Annotated in this window: 20 protein-coding genes; 2 read left to right on the top strand and 18 right to left on the bottom strand. The window is 65.2% G+C overall.

Going from position 1 to position 18,305, the window contains the following annotated elements; all coding sequences use genetic code 11:
• Positions 1–285: 285 nt before the first annotated feature.
• The 14 genes from gcvA to lipA all read right to left on the bottom strand — a co-directional run bounded on the left by gcvA (position 286) and on the right by lipA (position 13,176).
• On the bottom strand, positions 286–1,254 hold the full coding sequence (gcvA, locus tag AC3A3G_RS00445; RefSeq protein WP_243637586.1) for a transcriptional regulator GcvA: 969 nt from the start codon (positions 1,252–1,254) through the stop codon (positions 286–288).
• Positions 1,242–2,243 carry a cysteine synthase A gene (locus AC3A3G_RS00440; RefSeq protein WP_125900308.1) on the bottom strand — a complete coding sequence of 334 codons (1,002 nt, stop codon included), beginning with the start codon at positions 2,241–2,243 and terminating at the stop codon, positions 1,242–1,244. Before AC3A3G_RS00440 ends, gcvA begins: the two co-directional genes overlap by 13 nt.
• A gap of 65 nt (positions 2,244–2,308) precedes the next feature.
• Positions 2,309–3,715 (bottom strand): dihydrolipoyl dehydrogenase, encoded by a 1,407-nt coding sequence (gene lpdA / locus AC3A3G_RS00435; RefSeq protein WP_125900307.1) that lies wholly within the window; start codon positions 3,713–3,715, stop codon positions 2,309–2,311.
• A 2-nt stretch (positions 3,716–3,717) separates the two neighbouring features.
• Complete coding sequence (locus AC3A3G_RS00430; RefSeq protein ID WP_200165081.1) at positions 3,718–4,197, bottom strand: glutathione peroxidase; 480 nt, start codon at positions 4,195–4,197, stop codon at positions 3,718–3,720.
• Positions 4,198–4,271: 74 nt separating this feature from the next.
• Positions 4,272–5,552 (bottom strand): pyruvate dehydrogenase complex dihydrolipoamide acetyltransferase, encoded by a 1,281-nt coding sequence (locus tag AC3A3G_RS00425; protein ID WP_487487273.1) that lies wholly within the window; start codon positions 5,550–5,552, stop codon positions 4,272–4,274.
• Positions 5,552–5,869, bottom strand: coding sequence for a DUF5076 domain-containing protein (locus AC3A3G_RS00420; protein ID WP_125900304.1), 318 nt, complete (start codon positions 5,867–5,869; stop codon positions 5,552–5,554). The genes AC3A3G_RS00425 and AC3A3G_RS00420 overlap by 1 nt, the downstream gene beginning before the upstream one ends.
• Positions 5,866–7,224, bottom strand: coding sequence for a pyruvate dehydrogenase complex E1 component subunit beta (locus AC3A3G_RS00415; RefSeq protein WP_200165083.1), 1,359 nt, complete (start codon positions 7,222–7,224; stop codon positions 5,866–5,868). The genes AC3A3G_RS00420 and AC3A3G_RS00415 overlap by 4 nt, the downstream gene beginning before the upstream one ends.
• A gap of 3 nt (positions 7,225–7,227) precedes the next feature.
• Positions 7,228–8,256, bottom strand: coding sequence for a pyruvate dehydrogenase (acetyl-transferring) E1 component subunit alpha (pdhA, locus tag AC3A3G_RS00410; protein WP_200165084.1), 1,029 nt, complete (start codon positions 8,254–8,256; stop codon positions 7,228–7,230).
• A 113-nt stretch (positions 8,257–8,369) separates the two neighbouring features.
• Positions 8,370–8,690: an FtsB family cell division protein gene (locus tag AC3A3G_RS00405; protein WP_200165497.1), complete on the bottom strand. Its 321-nt coding sequence runs from the start codon at positions 8,688–8,690 to the stop codon at positions 8,370–8,372.
• 153 nt (positions 8,691–8,843) lie between these two features.
• The gene (eno, locus tag AC3A3G_RS00400) at positions 8,844–10,121 is read right to left on the bottom strand and encodes a phosphopyruvate hydratase (protein ID WP_200165085.1); all 1,278 of its coding nucleotides are present in this window, start codon (positions 10,119–10,121) and stop codon (positions 8,844–8,846) included.
• A gap of 166 nt (positions 10,122–10,287) precedes the next feature.
• Positions 10,288–10,470, bottom strand: a complete 183-nt coding sequence (gene rpmF / locus AC3A3G_RS00395; RefSeq protein ID WP_087139335.1) for a 50S ribosomal protein L32 — start codon at positions 10,468–10,470, stop codon at positions 10,288–10,290.
• A 148-nt stretch (positions 10,471–10,618) separates the two neighbouring features.
• Positions 10,619–11,740, bottom strand: coding sequence for an NAD(P)/FAD-dependent oxidoreductase (locus tag AC3A3G_RS00390; RefSeq protein ID WP_200215917.1), 1,122 nt, complete (start codon positions 11,738–11,740; stop codon positions 10,619–10,621).
• 4 nt (positions 11,741–11,744) lie between these two features.
• Positions 11,745–12,197 carry a type II toxin-antitoxin system RatA family toxin gene (locus AC3A3G_RS00385; protein WP_003164871.1) on the bottom strand — a complete coding sequence of 151 codons (453 nt, stop codon included), beginning with the start codon at positions 12,195–12,197 and terminating at the stop codon, positions 11,745–11,747.
• Positions 12,198–12,201: 4 nt separating this feature from the next.
• A complete protein-coding gene (gene lipA / locus AC3A3G_RS00380; protein ID WP_200165088.1) occupies positions 12,202–13,176 on the bottom strand; it encodes a lipoyl synthase in 975 nt (324 codons plus the stop codon).
• Between the two features lie 216 nt (positions 13,177–13,392).
• Here lipA and AC3A3G_RS00375 point away from each other — a divergent pair, with 216 nt between their 5' ends.
• Together AC3A3G_RS00375 and AC3A3G_RS00370 are read left to right on the top strand one after the other, a co-directional pair.
• Positions 13,393–14,949, top strand: coding sequence for an AMP-binding protein (locus AC3A3G_RS00375; RefSeq protein WP_487487485.1), 1,557 nt, complete (start codon positions 13,393–13,395; stop codon positions 14,947–14,949).
• 82 nt (positions 14,950–15,031) lie between these two features.
• On the top strand, positions 15,032–15,442 hold the full coding sequence (locus AC3A3G_RS00370) for a DoxX family protein (protein WP_200165089.1): 411 nt from the start codon (positions 15,032–15,034) through the stop codon (positions 15,440–15,442).
• A 21-nt stretch (positions 15,443–15,463) separates the two neighbouring features.
• Here AC3A3G_RS00370 and ygiD read toward each other — a convergent pair whose 3' ends face one another.
• The 4 genes from ygiD to AC3A3G_RS00350 all read right to left on the bottom strand — a co-directional run bounded on the left by ygiD (position 15,464) and on the right by AC3A3G_RS00350 (position 18,298).
• Entirely contained in the window at positions 15,464–16,219 is a 756-nt protein-coding gene (gene ygiD / locus AC3A3G_RS00365; protein WP_200165090.1) for a 4,5-DOPA-extradiol-dioxygenase, read from the bottom strand.
• Between the two features lie 4 nt (positions 16,220–16,223).
• Positions 16,224–16,826 (bottom strand): NAD(P)H:quinone oxidoreductase, encoded by a 603-nt coding sequence (wrbA, locus tag AC3A3G_RS00360; protein ID WP_200165091.1) that lies wholly within the window; start codon positions 16,824–16,826, stop codon positions 16,224–16,226.
• A gap of 90 nt (positions 16,827–16,916) precedes the next feature.
• On the bottom strand, positions 16,917–17,381 hold the full coding sequence (locus AC3A3G_RS00355) for an NUDIX hydrolase (protein WP_487487272.1): 465 nt from the start codon (positions 17,379–17,381) through the stop codon (positions 16,917–16,919).
• Positions 17,378–18,298 (bottom strand): D-alanyl-D-alanine carboxypeptidase family protein, encoded by a 921-nt coding sequence (locus tag AC3A3G_RS00350; RefSeq protein ID WP_487487271.1) that lies wholly within the window; start codon positions 18,296–18,298, stop codon positions 17,378–17,380. Before AC3A3G_RS00350 ends, AC3A3G_RS00355 begins: the two co-directional genes overlap by 4 nt.
• Positions 18,299–18,305: the final 7 nt, after the last annotated feature.

Genomic DNA, 18,305 nt, shown 5'->3' with positions numbered 1-18,305 from the left:
TTCCAGCACGCGCTGCGCCGCGCCGTGCCAGAGAAAATCGGGTGAAACTGAGCGCGGCGACGACCGCGCATGCTGCAAGCAGGGGGAATAGTCCAGACCAGCCTGCGAGATGACGCAGGCCCAACGCGAGAAAGAACAATCCGACGACGCCGCTAAAATACCCCACAGCCCTTTGAATGGCTGCGCAGCGGGGCGTCGAGCTATGTTGCTTGGAATGGCGCAACACTACCGAACTGGCGTTTCCTTCGCATAATATATCTTAGGCGATAAATGCCAATTCTCGCCCTAAAGGTCATCCACACCTGCCTCGGCCGCCGCATGGGCTTCCTCCTTCAACCAGGCGACAAAGGTTCGCGCGGCCGTCGTGGCGCCGCTGCGCTTGATCAGAACGTAGTATGCGAAGTCCGTGGTCAAGGCGCCGTCGGCGAATGGCGCGACCAGTCGACCCGCAGCCAGGTCGTCCGCCACGAAGGCGTACGGCGCCAAGGCGACGCCTTGACCGTGAGCAGCGGCTTCGATGGCCAGGGCCGTCTGGTCGAAGCGTGGTCCCGCCTGGGCGTCGATGTCGGTCAGATCGCGCGCCTTCAGCCAGGCGCCCCAGTCCGGTCGCGGCTCCTCCCATTCGCTGGGTCGCAGATGAATCAGCACGTGGTGCGCCAGGTCAGCGGGCTTTCGCAAAGGCTGGCGTCCAACCAGCAGCCCTGGCGCGCAAACCGGCGTTACATCAGCGTTCAGCAAACGTTCCGATCGAACGCCGGGATAGTCGCCACGTCCATAACGAACCGCCACATCGACACGGCCGCCGCTGACATCCGCCAGGCGCATATCGGCTGACATCCACACTTCGATCTCAGGATGGGCGGCGGAGAAGCGCGCGATGCGCGGCGCCAGCCACTTGGCTGCAAACGATGGAGGGACGCTGACCGCCAGGGCATGACGACGGTCCGGTCGATACAGCAGATCCCCTGCCCGTTTCAGGTGATCGAATCCGTCGCGCAGAAGCGGATAGAGTTCCGCTCCCAGGTCGGTCAGGGCGATCTGACGCCCTTCGCGATGAAACAGAGGCGCGCCGGCGTGCTGCTCCAGAATGCGTATCTGCTGACTGATGGCGCCTGGCGTGACCGACAATTCCTCGGCGGCGCGGGTGATGTTCAGTCGCCGAGCCGCCGCCTCGAAGGCCTTCAGCGCGTTCAACGGCGGGATGCGGCTTTCCAGCGCGGTCTCGGACTTGCGGCGGATCATCAGCTCAGCCATTCCGGTGTCGGCAGGTTGCGGGCGGCCAGGAAGGCCGGATCATAGATCTTGCTGCCATATCGCTGACCGGAATCGCACAGTACGGTCACAATGGTGCGGCCAGGACCGATTTCGCGCGCCAGCCGCATCGCCCCGGCGATGTTGACCCCGCTGGACGGCCCCAGGGACAGTCCCTCTTCCTTCACCAGACCGAACAGGATGGGCAGGAACTCGACGTCTTCGATGCGATAGGCGTGATCGACCGACAGCCCCTGCAGATTGCCCGTAATGCGATTGACGCCGATGCCTTCGGCGATCGAGCCGCCCTCGCCTTTCAACACGCCTTCGGTGAACCAGCTGTAGAGAGAGGCGCCGGGCACGTCGGCCAGACCGATGCCAACATCCGGATTACGCTCGCGCAAATAGGCGCCCGTCCCGGCCAGGGTGCCGCCAGATCCAACGGCGCAGATGAAGCCGTCGATACGCCCCTCGGTCTGTCGCCAGATTTCCGGGCCGGTGGCTTCATAGTGAGCCAAGCGGTTGGCCTGATTGTCAAACTGGTCAGCGTAGAAGGCGCCGTTCGGCTCGCTTTCGTTCAGTTCTTCTGCGAGGCGGCGCGAGAAGTGAACGAAGTGGTTGGGGCTGGCGAAAGGCGCAGGGTCGACCTCGATCAGGCGGGCGCCGTGCAGGCGGACGGCGCGTTTCTTCTCTTCCGTCTGGGTGCGGGGCATGACGATGACGACCGGATGGCCCAGCGCCGCGCCGACCAGCGCGAGGCCGATGCCGGTGTTGCCCGCCGTGCCTTCGACGATCGTCCCGCCGGGCTTCAGCGCGCCCGAGGCGCGCGCCGCGCGGATGATGCTGAGCGCGGCGCGATCCTTGATCGAGCCGCCCACGTTCAGAAACTCGGCCTTGCCCAGGATTTCACAGCCCGTGGCCTCAGAGGCGCGTTTCAGGCGCACCAAGGGCGTGTTGCCGATCAGGCCAAGGACATAAGGCGCAACAATCATGGAAAATCCGAACCATGGGGAGAAGCGACCCTCTTAGCCACAGTTCAGATTTTCTAACAACCGCCCTAGATGTGGATCACGCGGCCATAGGCGTCGAGAGCCGCCTCGTGCATGGCCTCGGACATGGTCGGGTGCGGATAGACGATGCCGTGGATGTCTTCCTCGGTCGCTTCCATGGTGATGGCGGTGACGTAACCTTGGATCATCTCGGTGACGTCGGCGCCGATCATGTGCGCGCCGATCAGGGCGCCCGTCTTGGCGTCGAAGATGACCTTGACGAAGCCTTCGGTCTCGCCCGCCGCGATGGCCTTGCCGTTCACCTTGAAGGGGAAGCGGCCGATCTTGACCTCGCGGCCCTCGGCCTTGGCCCCCTGCTCCGTCAATCCGACCGAGGCGACCTGCGGCTGAGCGTAGGTGCAGCCGGCGATCGGCGAATGGACGTTTGGGGTCTTGTAACCGGCGATGTGTTCGGCGGCGTGGATGCCTTCGTGCGAGGCCTTGTGCGCCAGCCAGGGCGCGCCGGCGCAGTCGCCGATGGCGTAGAGACCCTTCACATTGGTCTGGCAGTGGCTGTCGGTCTTGATGTGGCCGCGGTCCAGTTCGACGCCCAGCGCCTCCAGACCGATGCCGTCGGTGTTGGCGGTGATGCCGACGGCCGAGATGCAGACCTCGGCCTCCAGGCTTTCAGCCTTGCCGTTGACTTCAAGATCGACCTTCACACCCGTGGAATTCTTGGAGACCTTCGTCACCTTGGCGCCCAGCTTGAACTTGATGCCGCGCTTCTCGAAGCCCTTCTGGGCGGCCTTGGAAACCTCTTCGTCCTCGACCGGCATGACGCGATCGACAGCTTCGACGACCGTCACCTCGGCGCCCAGGGCGCGGTAGAAGCTGGCGAATTCAATGCCGATGGCGCCTGAACCAATGACCACGAAGGTCTTGGGCAATTTCTTCGGCGCCAGGGCGTCGCGATAGGCCCAGATCTTGTCGCCGTCGGCCTCAAGCCCGATCTGCGGCAGGGCGCGTGCGCGGGCGCCGACGGCCAGCATGACCGTCTTGGCCTCAATGGTGCGCGTACCGCCGGCCTTCAGATCCACGACGACCTTGGGCGCAGCGGCGCCTTTCTCAAGCTTGGCCGAACCTTCGATGACCTCGATCTTGTTCTTCTTCATCAGGAAGCCGACGCCCTGATTCAGCTGCTTGGCCACGCCGCGCGAGCGCTGGATGATGGCGTCGAAGTCGAACGTGGCGCCCGAGGCGGACAGGCCATAGTCCTTCAGGTGCGACAAGCTCTCGAACTTCTCGCCCGACTTCAGCAGGGCCTTGGTCGGGATGCAGCCCCAGTTCAGGCAGATGCCGCCCAGGTTCTCGCGCTCGACGATGGCGACCTTCAGGCCCAGTTGGCTGGCGCGGATGGCCGCGACGTAACCGCCGGGGCCCGAGCCGATGACGACGAGATCGAATTCAGCAGCCATGATCAGATCAACTTCTCGATGTCGGCCTTGATGGCCTCAGGTTCAGTCTGGGGCGAATAGCGCGCGACGACGCGGCCTTCGCGGTCGGTCAGGAACTTGGTGAAGTTCCATTTGATGGCTTGGGAGCCGAGGAATCCGCGCTTCTGCCGGGATAGCCACGCATAGAGGGGATGGCGGTTCGGTCCGTTGACCTCGATCTTGTCGAACAAGGGGAAGGTCACGTCGAAGCTGCTGGCGCAGAAGGCGGCGATTTCCGACGCCCTGCCCGGCTCCTGCTGACCGAACTGGTTACAGGGGAAACCCAGAACCTCGAACGGCGCATCGGCGAAGTCGCGGTGCAGCTTCTCGAGCCCGTCATATTGACCGGTGAAGCCGCACTTTGACGCCGTATTGACGATCAGCAAGGCCTGGCCACGAAAGCGGTCCAGCGACACGTCTGCGCCATCAATGGCCCGGGCGGAGAAGTCATAGACCGAGGTCATGACTTCACCCTCCCCCGCTTTTTTCAGCACATGATCTCATCCGAAAACCGCTGACACTTTTCGGGATCATGTGACTAGGCCAGCATCGCCACGGGATCTTCGATCAGCGGCTTGAATGCCTGCAGGAAGCGGGCGCCCGTCGCACCGTCGACCACGCGGTGATCGCAGGTCAGGGTCACGGTCATGACCGTGGCCACGGCCAGTTGCCCGTCCTTGACGACCGGACGTTGCTCGCCCGCGCCCACGCTCATGATGCAGCCCTGCGGCTCATTGATGATCGAGCTGAACGACTTGATGCCGAACATGCCCAGGTTGGACACCGAGAAGGTGCCGCCCTGGAACTCTTCGGGCTTCAGCTTGCGCTCGCGGGCGCGCTTGGCCAGATCCTTGGACTCGGTCGCGATCTGCGCCAGGCCCTTGGTCTCGGCCTTGCGGATGATCGGAGTGATCAGGCCGCCGTCGATCGCCACCGCCATGGAGACGTCGGCGTTGTGGTGCATGGCGATGCCTTCTGGAGTGTAGGAGGCATTGGCCTCCGGCACCATCTTCAGGGCCAGGGCGGCGGCCTTGATGACGAAGTCGTTCACCGAGACCTTGATGCCCTGCGGCTCCAGCATCTTGTTCACCTTGGCGCGAACAGCCATCAGCTGGTCGATCTCGCAGTCGATGAAAAGCGGGAAGTGCGGCACGTTCTGGATGCTGTCGACCATGCGACGCGCCACGGCCTTCTTCATCCCGTCCAGCGGGATCAGGTCGTAGCTGCCGTCCGGAATGCCCATCTGGGCGAGAGACAGAACCTTGCGCGGCTCGGCGGCTGTGGCCGGGGCGGCAGAAGCGGTCGAGACGGCCGGCTTGGCGCCGCCCTTGCCAGCGGCTTCCACGTCGCGCTTGACGATACGGCCGTGCGGGCCGGTGCCGGTGATGCTCTTCAGGTCCAGGCCGGCCTGGGCGGCCAGGCGGCGCGCCAACGGCGAAGCGAAGATGCGGCCGCCGTCGTCCGATTTCGGTGCAGCAGGAGCGGCCGCCGCCACAGCCTTCGGAGCCTCTTCTGCCTTGGGCGCTTCGGCCTTCGGCGTGTCAGCCGGGGCGTCAGCCTTCTTCGGCGCGGGCGCTACGGCGTCGCCGGACAGGCGGGCGATCGGCGTATTGACCTTCACGCCCTCGGCGCCTTCCGGCACGAGGATTTCCAGCACTTCGCCTTCGTCCACGGCTTCGACTTCCATCGTCGCCTTGTCGGTTTCGATCTCGGCGATGACGTCGCCGGCCGAGACGGTATCGCCGACCTTGACGTGCCACTTGGCCAGGACGCCCTCTTCCATCGTCGGAGACAGGGCGGGCATCAGGATATCGGTCATCAGGCGTTCCCCGCTTGCGGTGAAACCGGCTCGGCGACGGTGCGAACGTTATCCGCCTTGATCACCTCGCTGAGCCCTTGAAGGATGCGGTCGTAGGCGGCCTTTTCATTGTGACCATGGCGCACGGCGTAGCCATGCGCCATGTGACGCGCCGCATAGGCCAGCAGTTCACCAAACTTGCTGGGATCAGCGAAAGCAGGCTTCACCGACATCACCGGCTCATTCTTCGACCACCACATGCGCAACAACTCTATTGCGTTCTCGTCTGCGGCGACGCTGTCCGGTACGGCCAGCTCAAACTCTGCGGACTCGCTCACGCCATCACCTTCTTCACAGCGGCGACGATCTTGTCGACGCCCGGCAGGGACAGGGCTTCCAGGTTGGCGGCGTAGGGCAGCGGCACGTCTTCCTGGTGCACGCGCACCGGCGGGGCGTCCAGGTAGTCGAAAGCGTGTTCAATCACGCGAGCGACCACTTCGGCGCCGACGCCCATCGGCCCCCAGCCCTCTTCGGCCGAGACCAGACGGTTGGTCTTCTTGACGCTCGCGACGATCGTTTCGTGATCCAGCGGACGCAGGGTGCGCAGGTCGACGACTTCGGCCGAGATGCCTTCTTCAGCCAGCTTTTCGGCGGCTTGAAGAGCGAAGCCGACCATGCGGCTGTGCGCCGTGATGGTGACGTCCGTACCTTCACGGCGAACCTTGGCCTTGCCGATCGGCACGACGTAGTCCTCAACGTCCGGCACGTCGAACTCGTGACCGTACATCATCTCGTGCTCGAGGAAGACGACCGGGTTCGGATCACGGATGGCGGCCTTCAGCAGGCCCTTCGCATCGGCGGCGTCATAGGGGGCGATGACCTTCAGGCCCGGCACCTGAGCGTACCAGGCCGAATAGTCCTGGCTGTGCTGGGCGGCCACGCGGGCGGCGGCGCCGTTCGGGCCGCGGAACACGATCGGACAACGGATCTGGCCGCCCGACATGTACAGCGTCTTGGCCGCCGAGTTGATCACGTGGTCGATCGCCTGCATGCCGAAGTTCCACGTCATGAACTCGACGATGGGCTTCAGGCCCGCCATGGCGGCGCCGACGCCCAGGCCGGCGAAGCCGTGCTCGGTGATCGGGGTGTCGACCACGCGACGGTCGCCGAACTCCTGAAGCAGGTCGCGGCTGACCTTGTAGGCGCCCTGGTACTGGGCGACTTCCTCGCCCATCAGGAAGACGGCCTCGTCGCGGCGCATTTCCTCGGCCATGGCGTCGCGCAGGGCGTCGCGAATGGTAGTCTTCACCAGCTTGGCGTCAGCGGGGATTTCCGGGTCGCGCAGTTCGACCTTGGGCTGAGCCGGAGCCGCGGCTGCCGTGACGGCGACAGGCGCTTCCGCTTCGACGGCGGTCATCGGTTCGGCGGCCTTGGGTGCGGGCGCAGCGGCGCCGTCTTCACCCGCCAGACGTGCGATCGGCGTGTTGACCTTCACGTTCTCAGCGCCTTCCGGCACCAGGATTTCCAGCACTTCGCCTTCATCGACGGCTTCGACTTCCATCGTCGCCTTGTCGGTCTCGATCTCAGCGATCACCTGGCCGGCCGACACGACGTCGCCCGCCTTGATGTGCCACTTGGTCAGCGTGCCCTCTTCCATCGTGGGGGACAGCGCCGGCATCAGAATGTCCGTCACGTATCAGGCCTCCACGTAGACGTCGGTGTAGAGCTCGGACGGATCCGGCTCGGGGCTCTCTTGAGCGAACTGCACGGCTTCGGCCACGATGGCCTTCACTTCGTTGTCGATCGCCTTCAGCTCGTCCTCGGTCGCCTTGGCGGCGGCGAGCAGCATCTTCAGGTGGTCGATCGGATCGCGGGTCTTCTTGACCTCGTCCACCTCTTCCTTCGTCCGGTATTTGGCAGGGTCGGACATGGAGTGGCCACGATAGCGGTAGGTCTTCACTTCGAGAATATAGGGGCCTTCGCCGGCACGGGCGCGGGCCACGGCGCGGGCGGCGGCGTCACGCACAGCCAGCACGTCCATGCCGTCGACCTGTTCGCCTGGAATGCCGAAGCTGGCGCCGCGCTGATACAGTTCGGTCGTGGACGACGAGCGTTCGATGCTCGTACCCATGGCGTACTGGTTGTTCTCGATGATGTAGATGGCCGGCAGCTTCCACAGCTGGGCCATGTTGAAGCTCTCGTAAACCTGACCCTGGTTCGAGGCGCCGTCGCCGAAATAGACGAAGCTGACCGAGTCATCGCCGCGGTACTTGCCCGCGAAAGCCAGGCCCGTGCCCAACGCCACTTGGGCGCCGACGATGCCGTGACCGCCGTAGAATCCGGTCGGCACGTCGAACATGTGCATCGACCCGCCCTTGCCCTTGGACGACCCGCCGATGCGGCCCGTCAGCTCGGCCATGACTTCCTTCGGGTCCATGCCCGCGACCAGCATATGGCCGTGGTCGCGATAGCCCGTGATGATCTTGTCGTAGCCCTGCTTGACGCTCTCTTGAATGCCGACGGCCACGGCTTCCTGACCGATGTACAGGTGGCAGAAGCCCCCGATCAGGCCCATGCCGTACAGTTGGCCCGCGCGCTCTTCAAAGCGGCGGATAAGGATCATCTCGCGATAGAAACGCAGCAGGTCTTCCTTGGAAGCCTGAGGCGTGTTCGGAATCTTGTCGCCCGTGTTGGGCGAGGTTTTCTGAGCGGCGGCTTTCGCCATCCGGCATCTCCCGGCTTACACCCCTGTTTCAGGGACTCTTATCGTTACAGAAAGGGGCTTTAGCAGCCTTCGTTCCCGAAACGCAAAGCGGCCAGCCAGGCTGTAACAATAGTTCAGGAAGCGCGTGTCGCGTCAGGGTTGTGGCCAGCGGGACCATTCAGCCGCACCACGTAGTCGCGCGGGTCGGCGAAGCCGATCACCGCCCTCGCCCGCTCTTCCAGCAGATCCTTCGACAGGCTCTCTGTACGCAGATAGCGGACGCGGACTTCCAGATCCTGGCGCTGTTCGGCCAGACGGCTCAGTTGCGTCTGACGTTGCGCCAGCAAAGCGTCGCGTTCACCGCCACTTAGCAGACCGCGTTCACCCGTCAGGGCTTGCACGCCCAGATAGACGATCAGCAGCAGCAACAGGACGGACGGCAGGTAAGGCTTCATCTGCTCAGGCACGACGGACGCTCCTTCTGAGCGCGCATAAACACAGTGACCTATCAGTGAGCGAAAATGCCTAACGAACCGTAGCTTGACCGTAATTGCGAACGCCGCCCCCGAGGTTCGGAGGCGGCGCCCAGCACATCTTCGTGATGCAGCTTATTTCAGCAGCATGCCGTCGCCGAAATAGGCGGCCTGGTCGCCCAGCATCTCTTCGATGCGCAGCAGCTGGTTGTACTTGGCCGTCCGGTCCGAGCGAGCCAGCGAGCCGGTCTTGATCTGACCGCAGTTGGTGGCCACGGCCAGGTCGGCGATGGTCGAGTCCTCGGTCTCGCCCGAACGGTGCGACATGACGGCGGTGTAGCCCGCACGGTGCGCCATATCGACGGCGTCCAGGGTCTCGGACAGGGTGCCGATCTGGTTGACCTTGATCAGGATGGAGTTGGCCAGGCCTTCGCCGATACCGGCGGCCAGACGGCGCGGGTTGGTGACGAACAGGTCGTCGCCGACCAGTTGAACGCGGTCGCCCAGACGGTCCGTCAGCAGCTTCCAGCCGTCGAAGTCGTCCTCGGCGCAGCCGTCCTCGATCGAGACGATCGGGAAGCGTTCGACCAGATCGGCCAGGTAGTTGACCATGCCCTCGGCGTCGAAGGACTTGCCTTCGCCGGCCAGCTCATACTTGCCGTTCTTGAAGAACTCGGTCGAGGCCACGTCCAGCGCCAGGTGGAAATCCTCGCCCGCCAGATAGCCGGCCGCCTGGCCCGCCTTGGTGATGAAGGTCAGGGCTTCGTCAGCCGAGGCCAGGTTCGGGGCAAAGCCGCCCTCGTCGCCGACGTTGGTGTTGTGGCCGGCGTCCTTCAGCGCCTTCTTCAGGGCGTGGAAGATTTCGGCGCCCATGCGCAGGGCTTCCGAGAAGTTCTCGGCGCCCGTCGGCATGATCATGAATTCCTGGATGTCGATCGGGTTGTCGGCGTGGGCGCCGCCATTGATGATGTTCATCATCGGCGTCGGCAGGATGCGGGCCGAGACGCCGCCGATGTAGCGGTGCAGCGGCAGGCCGGCCGAGATGGCGCTGGCCTTGGCCACGGCGAGCGAGACGCCCAGCATGGCGTTGGCGCCCAGGCGCGACTTGTTCTCGGTGCCGTCCAGCTCGATCAGCGCTTCGTCGATGCGGCGCTGGTCCTCGGCGTCCATGCCGGACAGGGCGTCGAAGATCTCGCCGTTGACGGCGTCGACCGCCTTCTCGACGCCCTTACCGCCCCACATGTCCTTGTCGCCGTCACGCAGTTCGACGGCTTCGTGCGCGCCGGTCGAGGCGCCCGACGGCACCGCCGCGCGGCCGAAACTGCCGTCTTCCAGCATCACGTCCACTTCAACCGTCGGATTGCCACGGCTGTCGAGAATCTGGCGGGCGACGATGTCGACGATATCGGTCATGAAACTTTGCGCTCTGACTGAGTTGGGAAAGGTCGGGCCGGTTTAGACCAGACCCGCTTGAATCGCCACAGCCGAGACTGCGGCGAACATATGCGAAAACGGCGCGCGAGAAACTCGCGCGCCGCTGAACTTGCGCCCGGCCGAAGCCGGATCGCCAGAGGAGGCCTTAGTCTTCCTTCTGGGTCAGAACCTGACGGCCCTTGTACATGCCGCTCTTCAGGTCAATGTGGTGCGGACGACGCAGCTCGCCGGTGTCCTTGTCTTCGACATAGGTGTTGGCGCCCAGGGCGTCATGAGCGCGACGCATGTTGCGACGCGAGGGGGATACTTTGCGCTTCGGAACGGCCATGTCCGTCTCAATCTCTAAGTCGGTGCGCCGGTGAAGACGCGAAAACAACAGCGGCGGCCCCCCGATAAGAGCCGCCACGCGAGGGCGGGCTTATGCATGAAGACGCAACCGATTTCAAGGGTGTCGGCGCAGGTAGGCGGAATAGGCGTCAAACCCTTGCGGTAAGGCTTCCCGCCACAGCCTCGCCGATGGCCAGCGAACTGGTCAGACCAGGACTCTCGATGCCGAACAGGGCCATCAACCCCTCCATCCCGTGATTCGCCACGCCGTGAAGCTGGAAGTCCGGCTGCGGCTCGCCCGGTCCGTGCAGCTTGGGCCGGATGCCCGCGTAGTCGGGCGTCAGCCGCTCGACCGTCACGCCAGGCCAGAAGCGGCGGATGTAGCGCGCGAACTCTTCCGCCTTGGCCGGATCGACCGAATAGTCCTCGGTCTCGACGTAGGCTAGGTCCGGGCCGAACACGCCTTGCCCGCCCAGATCCTTGCGATAATGGGTGCCCAGCGCGCCGGGAATCGGCGGCGGATAGATCAGGCAGTTGAACGGCGCTGGGCCCGTCAGGCGGAAGTAGATTCCCTTGCCCAGATGGCGCGCCGGAATATCGGCGGCCGGATAGCCTTCGATTCGCGCCGCAACGTCCTGCGACGACAGCCCCGGCGCCGTGACCAGCAGGCGGCTGGTCAGGGTCATCGCCCCCTCGCCGCCCACACGGATCAAAAAACCGCCGCCCGGTAGGGCCTCCGCTCCTTCGAACGGCGCAGAGATGACGACCGAGCCGCCCGCGTCCTCGATCTCGCCCTGAAGGGCCAGCATATAGCCGTGGCTGTCGAACACGCCGCTCTCGGGCGACAGGATGGCGGCGTGGGCGTTCAGCTCCGGCTCCAGCGCCCGCGCCTGGGCGCCGGTCAGGTGCTCCAGATTTTCGACGCCGTTGGTCGTCGCCTGCTGGAAGATGGCCTCGATGCGTTCGACCTCGGTTTCCTCGGTCGCCGCGACCAGCTTGCCGCACTTCCAATGGTCGACCTTGCGGCTTTCCAGGAAGGCATAGAGGGCGCGTCGCCCCTCGACGCAGAACTTCGCCTTCAGTGAGCCGGTCGGATAGTAGAGCCCGCCGTGGATCACCTCGGAATTGCGCGAGGAGACGCCCTGGCCGATGTGCGGCTCCTTCTCCAGCACCAGCACCGTCAGGCCACGCCGCGACAGCGCCCGGCCGCAGGCCAGCCCCACAGCCCCCGCGCCCACGACCGTCGCATCGAAGTCGAAAGGCGCGCCCATGGTCCTACCTCTTGCCGTAGAGAGCCTTGGCCCGGCTCTCGAAACACTGGATCAGCTTGTCGACCGCTCGGTCGAAGTTCGCCTGAAGCATCATGTCCAGCATGCGCGACTTGAAGGCGAAGTCGATGGAGAATTCCAGGCGCGTTCCCTGCGGATGCGGATGAAACTCCCAGCGGTTCTTCAGGTGCTTGAACGGACCGCGGATCAGGCCGACCTCGACCTTGGGCGCATGAACGTCATGGCGCACCCAGGTGGAGAACTTCTCGGTCAGGAAGGCGAAGCCGACGCCTGCCTCCGCATCCAGCAGGTGCACGCCCGGCGCCTCATCCCGCACGTTCCAGACGCGCATCGACGTGATCCACGGCACGAAGTCGGGATAGGCGCGCACGTCCGCCACCAGGGCGGCGAGCTGTTCCGGCGCATAGGGCAGGATGCGCGTTACGCGATGGACGGCCAAGGGTTCAGCGGCCGTTCCGGGACGACAACTGGGCCTCGCGCGCGGCTCGCAGCCGGGCGAAGTCGTCGCCCGCGTGGTGCGACGAGCGCGTCAGCGGCGACGACGACACCATCAGGAAGCCCTTGGCCCGTGCGATCGCCTCATAGGCCTTGAACTCTTCCGGCGTGACGAAGCGGTCGATGGCGGCATGCTTGCGCGTCGGCTGCAGATACTGGCCGATAGTGATGAAGTCGACGCCGGCGGAGCGCATGTCGTCCATCACCTGCATGACCTCTTCCTTGGTCTCGCCCAGGCCGACCATGATGCCGGACTTGGTGAACTGGTTCGGATCGCGCTCCTTGACCATCTGCAGCAGGCGCAGCGAGTGGAAGTAGCGGGCGCCGGGGCGGATCTTCAAATACAGGCGCGGAACCGTCTCAAGGTTGTGATTGAAGACGTCAGGCGTGGCGTCGATCATCACTTCGGCCGCGCCATCCTTGCGCAGGAAGTCGGGCGTCAGGATCTCGATAGTGGTGTTCGGCGCCTGGATGCGGATCTGGCGCACCACTTCCGCGAAGTGGGCGGCGCCGCCGTCCGACACGTCGTCGCGGTCCACCGAGGTGATGACGACGTGGTTCAGCCCCATCTGGGCTACGGCCAGACCGACCTTGCCCGGCTCTTCCGGGTCCAGCGGCTGCGGCAGGCCGGTCTTGACGTTGCAGAAGGCGCAGGCCCGCGTGCAGGTGTCGCCCATGATCATCAGGGTCGCGTGTTTCTGGCTCCAGCACTCGCCGATATTCGGGCAGGCGGCCTCTTCGCAGACCGTCACCAGCCCCTTGGAGCGGACGATGTCCTTGGTCGCATTGTACTGGCCCGACCCGGGCGCCTTCACGCGCAGCCAGTCAGGCTTCTTCAGCACCGCCGATTCCGGGCGGTTCTGCTTTTCCGGGTGACGAAGCTCGGACGGCTTCTTCTGCAGGGTGTCGATCAGCGTGACCATCGCCGGCGGTCTGGCTCCTGTTTATGAAGGCGGCCCAATTCTTGAGGCTATGTCGGCCTTCCGTGGGGCAAAGGCAAGGCACAGACGGTTTCAGTCCGGCATCGGAACAGCCTCACGCGACGTTACGCATCTTTTCAAGGCGCCCTTGCGTCACTAGGTTCCGGCCTCTTAACCAAGGGAGCCGCTTTCAGAGCTCTCTGAAGGAGGACGTGCTTGCTGCGAGCAGCCCTGGACCCAAAGGTCTATGAAGAGACCCTGTTCGACGCGCTGATCGATGCGCGCGCCCGCTACGGCGACAAGGAGATTCTGGAAGATCAGGATCGCCACCCCCTGACCTACACGGGCCTGATCCGCGCCGCCTTCGTGCTGGGCCGCAAGATCGCCAAACTGACCCAACCGGGCGAGCGCGTCGGCGTGCTGCTGCCGTCCAGCGCCGGTGTGGTCGTGACCTTCTTCGCCCTGCACGCCTTCGGGCGCGTGCCCGTCATGCTGAACTTCACCTCAGGCGAGGCCAATTTGAAGGCTGCGCTGAAAACAGCGGGCGTGAAGAAGATCCTGTCGGCCAAGCGCTTCGTCACTCAGGCCAAGCTGGACGACCTGATGGAGGCCCTGGGCGAGGTTTCCGAGATCGTCTGGCTGGACGATATCCGCAAGAGCATCGGCTTCGCCGACAAGATGTTCGGCCTCAGCGCCGGCATGGCCCCCAAACGATTCCGCGTGAAGACCGATCCGGATTCGGCGGGCGTGGTTCTGTTCACCTCCGGCAGCTTCGGCGCGCCCAAGGGGGTGGTGCTGAGTCAGAAGAACCTGGTCGCCAATGCGCGCCAGGTGGCGGCGCACATCGACCTGGATCCCGATTGGGTCATGTTCAATCCGCTGCCGACCTTCCACTGCTTCGGCCTGACCGGCGGGGTGCTGCTGCCTCTGTTGCAAGGGTTGAAGGCGTTCGAATATCCGTCGCCGCTGCACGCCAAGCAGATCACCGACCTGCTGCCCCAGGTGAAGGCGTCGATCCTGTTCGCGACCGACACCTTCCTGAACCAGTACGCCCGCGTGGCCGAACCGGGCGACTTCGCCACCCTGCAGTTCGCCGTGGCGGGCGCGGAGAAGGTCCGCGACGAAACGCGCCAGATGTTCAACACCAAGTTTGGCGGCGTCGAGCTTCTGGAGGGCTATGGCGCCACCGAGGCGGCGCCCGTGGTGGCGGTGAACCATCCCGACCGCAACCGACCGGGCACGGTGGGCCAGATCCTGCCGGGCATGGAATACCGGATCGAACCGGTCGAAGGCATCGAGGTCGGCGGTCGCCTGTACCTGCGTGGGCCGAACGTGATGGAAGGCTATATCTCGCCGAACGACCCTGACAATCTGGAGCCGCTGGCAGGCGGCTGGCACGACACCGGCGACATCGTCGACATCGACGCCGAGGGCTACATCACCATTCTGGGGCGGGCGAAACGCTTCGCCAAGATCGGCGGTGAGATGGTGTCTCTGACGGCGGTCGAGGGCATGGCCGGCGGCGTCTGGCCGACCGGTCACCACGCCGTCGTCGCCGTGCCCGACAGCAAGAAGGGCGAGCGTCTGGTCCTGGTCACAGACGTCGCAGGCGCCGAAAGCGCCCGTCTGACGGAGTGGGCCCGCGACAACGGCGCGCCCGAACTGGCCGTGCCGAAGAAGATCATCAAGGTCGAGACCATCCCGGTCCTGGGCACCGGCAAGACCGACTATGTGACCATCCAGAAGATGGTTGAGGATGAACTGAAGCGCACCTGACAAGGCGCTTGCCGTTCGGCGCAAGTGTCATAACCTCGGCCGTCCAGCCCCGTTCGCGAGGCGCCACGGCCGAGGAGACTTCATGGCCCGACGTTCGACATCCCTGGCCAACTGGGAGCCGCATTTTCTCAGTATCCTGAGAATTGTCTCCGGCCTGCTGCTGCTCCAGCACGGCGCGCAGAAGATTCTGGGCTTCCCGCCAGGCGGGCGCGGCGGCGTGGTCGACCTATCGACGCTGGCGGGCTGGTCCGGGCCGATCGAACTGGTCGGCGGCGTCCTGCTGGTGCTGGGCCTGTTCAGTCGCCCGACCGCCTTCATCCTGTCGGGCTTCACCGCCGTGGCCTATTGGATGGTCCACGCGCCGCAGAGCCCCTACCCCATCAACAACGGCGGGGAGCTGGCGGCCCTCTACTGCTTCGTCTTCCTCTATCTGGTCTTCGCCGGGCCGGGGCCGTGGTCGCTGGACAACGCCCTGCGCGGCGGCCGTCGCTAAGAGACGTGACGCGGCGTCCGGTCAGCCGATCCGGACGCCCGTCATCGAGATCGAGCCGCCATCGATCACATCGTTGAAGAAGCTCAAGGGCTCGCCCGGCGTGTGTTGGGCGGCGACATAGAGCAGCGGCAGATAATGCTCGTCCGTCGGCACGCTGAGCTGGGCCTGCTCGGCCAGATGGACCCAGTCGATCAGGGCGTCATGGTCGCCCGCCGTGAAGGCGCGCTTGACCGCCTCGTTGAAATCGACCGCCCAGTCGTAGGGTTCGCCGCCCGCCCGTTTCCACGTCCGCAGATTGTGCACGAAGTCGCCTGAACCGGCGACGATAACGCCTTCCTCCCGCAAGGGACGCAGGCGCTTGGCAAGTTCGTAGTGGGCGCGGGCGTCGATGGTGCGATCCAGCGACAACTGCACCACGGGCACGTCGGCGTCCGGCCAGACATGAGCCAGCACGGACCAGGTTCCGTGATCCAGACCCCACTGCGTCGTCTGGACGGCGCCGGTCAGCTCCGCCACCCGGTTCGCCAGCGAAGGCGAGCCGGGCGCGGGATACTGCATGGCGTGAAGTTCAGGCGGGAAACCTCCGAAATCATGGATGGTTTCCGGTTGCTCCTGCGCCGTCACGCCCAGCCCGCGCGTCTCCCAGTGGGCCGAGACCATGACGACGCCTTTCGGCTTGCCGATCTCCTCTCCCAGCGCGCGCCAGGCGTCCGCGAAGGGACCGCCCAGGGCGTTCATGGGGGAGCCGTGACCAAAGAAGAGTGCGGGCTGGCGCATGATCTTAACCGTGAAGTTTCTTGGCGATCTCAGCGATATGCTTGCCTTGGAAGCGCGCGCCGTCCAGTTCGGTTTCGCTGGGCATCCGCGAGCCGTCCGGGGCCGAGATGGTGGTGGCGCCGTAGGGCGAACCGCCGGTGATCTCGTCCAGACGCATCTGGCCGGCGAAGGCGTAGGGCAGGCCCGCTACCACCATGCCGTGGTGCAGGAAGTAGTTGTGCAGACCGGCGAAGGTCGTCTCCTGGCCGCCGTGCTGGGTGGCCGAGCCGGTGAAGGCGCCGCCGACCTTGCCCAGCAGCGTCCCTTGCGCCCACAGGCCGCCGGTCTGATCCAGGAAGGCGCGCATCTGCGAAGCGGCCGTGCCGAAGCGGGTGCCGGCGCCGATGATGATGGCGTCATAGTTCGCCAGATCGGCCACGGCGGCGACCGGTGCGGCCTGGTCCATCTTGTAGCCCGAGCTGCGGGCCAGTTCTTCCGGCACGGTTTCCGGCACGCGCTTGATGTCCACCACGGCTCCTTCGACCTGGCGCGCGCCTTCGGCGACGGCCTCGGCCATGCGCTCGATGTGGCCATAGGTCGAGTGGTAAAGGACGAGAATCTTGGGCATCACGGCTCCGGTTGAATCTGAAACGATGCGTACAGTAACTGCATCAGTGCCTGATTTAGCGTCATGCTGCGGCGCCGCAAGCCCCTCCTCTCAAAAATCCGACAACCCGATGGGACAAACCCGCGCGTAGAAGGCGGGATCAGCTGGAACCCGTGCGCCCCGTGACTGCAAAAAGCGGTGCTCGACCACCATGGCCTGCTGTTCGATGTTCAGGGCGATCCAATCGCAGCGCTCATCCACCGGATAGGCGTAGGCGCCCGGTCCGTCGCCCGCCTTCAGCTTTCCGGTCAGCAGGTTGACGCCGTTCTGAGCCTGCCAGACGTGAACCAGTTCGTGAATGAAGACGGCCTGGCTCCGCAGCGGCGCCTGCGACAAATCCGGCGCCAGGCTCGCCTTGGGCCAGACGATCCAGTCGCGCCCAAACCAGCGCCCCGGCACGAAGGCGCGGTCGAACGGCCAGGGCGAGCCCAGAAAGCGGATGTCGTCCAGCCGCAGGTCGCGCCCGAACACCTCGCGCGCCAGCGCCGCCTCGCCATACGCCAGCGGTCGGATCATCGACCGACCCACTCCCAGTGCCAGGGCTCATAGACGTAGGGCACGAAGCCGAACCGCCCGGCGTTCTTGACCAACCAACGATAGGTCGGGGTCTGGCTCATATGGCGACGGCTGTGAACGTCGGTGGAATCAACCCCCATGCCCTGCAGGTGGCCGACATACAGATCGACCGCCGTCCCCGTCCGGTGCGGTGAACAGACGGCGCGGCGCAGGCCGTCGCAATTGCCGTCGCGCGCGCATCGCGCCGCGTCAGCCTCGGGATCGCGGAAGGAGGAGAAGACCCGCAGCAGTTCCGGCTCGGCGGCGATCTCAGGAACTTCGGCGCGGGCCGCCGCCGCCATGGCGCGATAGGCGTCGAGCACGTCGCGACGCAGCAGGCGCGTCAGGCGCTCGGCGTGCTCCTCGCCCGTCGTCAGATAGGCCAGGTCGCCGACGGGCGGCGGATCGGGGCATTCTCCCCTCACTCGCGCCATGACGAATGGCCGCCGCTCCTGCCACAGGCCGCGCAGCACCTGGAAGGTCGCCTGATCGAACCGCCCGCTGGCCGTCAGCCTATACCGCCCCTGAAACGCCGCCAGGGCCTCGGCGAAACCCGCCGACGTCGGATCGCAGGGCGAACCGACCTCTTGCTGCATCAGCGGCACATAGGCTTCCCAGCCCAGTTCCGAGGGCCCGAACGGCGTCCACTCCAAGGCGTAGAGCGATATGGCGTTCGCCTCGGCCGTGTCGTCCCATGCGCCCGGCGCGCGGTCGCAGATCTGGGCCGTCGGAATCGGTTCAGGCGCCTCGGCATGCGCCTGCCCGGCGAGGCCGACTACGGTCAGGGCGGCGAAGAGAGAGGCGGACGCTTTCCACATGACCACAGCAGGCCCCAGGATGAGAGTCGCCGCAACCCCTTCCGCCGGTCTTCGCGCCATCGCCGAA

Source organism: Brevundimonas sp. Soil_N_31 (assembly GCF_057655995.1).
The sequence above is the reverse complement of the archived record's forward strand: the minus strand, read 5'-3'. Positions and strand labels throughout refer to the sequence as shown.